The following is a 3,275-nucleotide window of genomic DNA, read 5'->3' as shown; positions in this document are numbered from 1 at the left end:
CCTGCCGTTCCTGCAGAGATTAAACCTGTGTACGTTGAATTCATCCTCAGATAAATCAGCAAAATCCCCTTTGCTTGAGACCATTAAGAGAAGATATTTTTCTTCATCTTCATCGTCCTCATAGCTTTCTTCTATATCATCATTTACCGATGACTCAAGTTTAACTTCTTCAATATCAAAAATGCCGTCCTTTACAGGATCCATCTCTATTCTTAATCTACATCTAATCATAATTTTTGTTCTCCTTGTCAATAAACATCCTCTGATGGATGTGCTAAATCATGCTGTACCATCTGCTGATAGTAGCTGCCTATAGTTGCCGGGGCATTATATAGTGTTGCAATCAGATATTGCTTTATATTCCTGATATGCGAATTGGTCTTCTTCATACTGTCAAGTAAGTATTCAATATGTGATGAGTCCAGCTTCATGAACCTGCCTTTCACCACACTCATAGGCTTATTTTCTCCATTGACCCGAATCCATTCTTTTTTTGAACAAACTATATCAATGATGAGGTCTTCTATCCCTTCAAGGATGTCGATCTGGTGAGGGTACTCCCGTTTCAATTCCTGCATACGTAATCGATTTTCAAAATAGTCACGATATTTATCTATCGAATCATCATCGTATCTTTTATCAGATAAGATATGATTGATATCGTTATACTCAGTATCATTAATCTCAGTATTATTACATCGTAGTTTTTCCGACTCCGGACCGGAACAATCTCCGATACAAGAGTCGTAATTAGTACGATTCAAGAACCGTAACTTTTCCATGTCCATAAAATTCTTTACATAAATCTTTGTGGGTTTCCCCTGTCCCTGACGCACCCTTAGAATAAGATCTATTTTTTCAAGTTCCACAAGAAGCTTTGTTGCTGTCTTATCGGAAATGTGCATGGCCTTGCAAATGCTTTTATTTGTCATGTACACATAAATCCTTCCAAACTCATCAACCCATCCGCTCTTGTCTGAAAGAGCTTCCCTGTCCAACAGGATTCCATATAATGCCTTAGCCGGAATACTCAGATTCTCATATTCCGGCTCTGTAAATAAAACCTTTGGCGTTCTGTAAAAGACAAACTGTTCTGAGCTGCCTTTATAAAAATAGTCTCTCGCCATCACATCAACCCTTCTTATTGGCGTTGTGTTCCTCCAGAATCTTCTTCATGCAAGGCCAGCAGTAACTTCTTGTCCCTCCATAACAGCAAGGTGTTTTGCAATTACAAGGAGAGGGCGCAGAGCCCTCTCTCATATATGGTGCATGACCACCTCTCTTAGTTCCTGAATGGATTTGGTGAATTACGAGAACTGATCCGCGTCTGCTCATAATGCCTCCCCCTCTCTGGACTTTTTAGTTGCTTCTTTCACGCTTTTCTCCGGTTTTTCCTTTGCTGCCTCTTCCTTTTTTGCCTTGAGATTGCCGAGAAGAGATTCCTTGTCACATTCATGCTCTCCGGCCTCTCGTTCAGCCTGACGTGTAACAAACTTATCAGCCATCTCAAAGATATGATCCTTGGAATCATAATGATAAACATGATCAGTAAGCTGTTCCTCCGGTGAAACCTGGGTTGCGTTTACTTCTCTTACCATGTTTTCCAAGTCTCTGACTGACATATCTCCACTGTCTTTTACAAGCAAAATCTCATGAATACTGCTGGGCAGTACAAAGAAATCACCTCCGACTTTTTCTGCGGCTTCCTCGAAAAAATTCGGATATGCTATCACTCCTGCTCCATGGATCTTGTCCGGTACAGTAGCCACAAACATCTTATCGTCTAATGAATCCATTCCCGGATCCATATCTGCGCCCATCATTTCCGAAAGCATTTCTGACATGCCTTTTATTTCAGATGGCCTAATCTCAGGTGCATTGAGCATCGCATCTTCATGTAACTGTTCCTGCGTGACACCGAACTGTTCCATCAGATTGTTCGTTACAAGAATCGTTCCATTCCCGGAATCTTTTGAATCAAGAACAAGCCTGTAAACCACTGCCATGTCTTCGATTCTTTCATGAGGTATATTTGAAAGCATTTCAGCATTTCTCTCTGCTGAAACCACATCCATCGAAAGCTTATTTTTCATTGCATCATAATTTGTGAGATTCTGTACATCAACAGACGGAGCATTTCTGATTCCTTCCATTATTTTATTTACAGACATGCTCAAGACTTCGCTGTAACTCTTGCCGCTCTCAACAGCTTCAAACATTGCGTTCAGATTGGCATTAACCCCGATGTTGCTGTCTTTCGGAGTAATAACAATTGCGTCATAAGATGAATTCAATTTTTCCATGTGATGCTCACTTATATTTGCATTAATGCCTCTGGCTTTGAGCATCTTACCAAGATCTTCCTTTGCACTTTCCCTGAACTGTTCGTAATCCATATTCTTTTTTTCCTTTCACATTCTAAACACTTAGCTCATATAAGAATTGAGTGTTCGCTAATTCGAATATGAGCCATCAATCAAATTTGAAAGTGCACTTTCAAACTGTTCTTACCTCCGGATCGTCATCCGGATTTTTGGCAAAAAGAAAACGCCAGATCTGAGATTTCACAATCACAGTCTGACGTTTAATGATTTTTACCTGTTTATTCTTCTGCAAAAGAAAAAAGCAAGATGTCCGTACCTCTTAGGTATTTCGTCTTGCTTTGCTATCATAATAATATCAGGCCTTAAAATGGATTACAATCTACATTTCCTCTACATTCCCTCTACATTTCCTCTACAAGAGCCTTTATTCTCTGAAATAATCCGGATTTTTGACTTCTTCTCTATAAAATATCATTCGAGTTACTCATTGTAAGATCAACAATAAAAGTATTCTATATAATCATACTTAATAGGAATTAATGGCCTCTATAATTTCTTCATTAATACATAAGCCATTACCTATATGACGTCCATCAATATATTTTACATCGTCAAACGGAGAAATTGCTTTTTGGGTATCATAAAATGTGTTAAGTAAATTTTTATACTCTGTTTCAGATATTAGATCAGTTCCGTCCCAAGAGTGATGATAAAGAGGGTCACCATTAGAATCCATTATTATTTCCCCCTCGTGTAACAATATAGGATGATCTTATCTAATCGGCTTTTTAATTCACCTGAACCTCTTCTTTGAAAAAATCCTGTGGGAGTTCAATACTCATAATCTCATTATCCTGTACTGTATGGACTGCATTCAAGATACCTATAAAAACAATTCCTCCGCATATGAGAATACGAAGTGCCAAATATATGACATTAAATGCAGCAATC

4 protein-coding genes are annotated in these 3,275 nt (G+C 38.5%); all 4 read right to left on the bottom strand.

Annotation, left to right across the window (positions count from 1 at the left end):
• On the bottom strand, nucleotides 1-231 hold a 231-nt coding region (locus T515_RS15860; RefSeq protein WP_036613426.1), incomplete at its 3' end, for a hypothetical protein.
• Nucleotides 232-248: 17 nt separating this feature from the next.
• Nucleotides 249-1,127, bottom strand: coding sequence for a DUF6017 domain-containing protein (locus tag T515_RS15855; RefSeq protein ID WP_036613423.1), 879 nt, complete (start codon nucleotides 1,125-1,127; stop codon nucleotides 249-251).
• 204 nt (nucleotides 1,128-1,331) lie between these two features.
• Nucleotides 1,332-2,396, bottom strand: coding sequence for a DUF5688 family protein (locus T515_RS15850; protein ID WP_036613421.1), 1,065 nt, complete (start codon nucleotides 2,394-2,396; stop codon nucleotides 1,332-1,334).
• A 454-nt stretch (nucleotides 2,397-2,850) separates the two neighbouring features.
• Nucleotides 2,851-3,060: a hypothetical protein gene (locus T515_RS15845; RefSeq protein WP_036613418.1), complete on the bottom strand. Its 210-nt coding sequence runs from the start codon at nucleotides 3,058-3,060 to the stop codon at nucleotides 2,851-2,853.
• Nucleotides 3,061-3,275 lie beyond the last annotated feature (215 nt).

Origin of the sequence: Oribacterium sp. P6A1 (genome assembly GCF_000702885.1) — a bacterium.
Classification (GTDB): Bacteria; Bacillota; Clostridia; order Lachnospirales; family Lachnospiraceae; genus Oribacterium.
Note: the sequence above shows the minus strand (reverse complement) of the source record. Positions and strands in the feature narration are given on the sequence as shown.

Excerpts from the sequence above, each read along its gene's own strand:
- T515_RS15850 (WP_036613421.1), bottom strand. The coding sequence starts at position 2,396 with ATGGATTACGAACAGTTCAGGGAAAGTGCAAAGGAAGATCTTGGTAAG.
- T515_RS15855 (WP_036613423.1), bottom strand. The coding sequence starts at position 1,127 with ATGGCGAGAGACTATTTTTATAAAGGCAGCTCAGAACAGTTTGTCTTT.
- T515_RS15845 (WP_036613418.1), bottom strand. The coding sequence starts at position 3,060 with ATGGATTCTAATGGTGACCCTCTTTATCATCACTCTTGGGACGGAACT.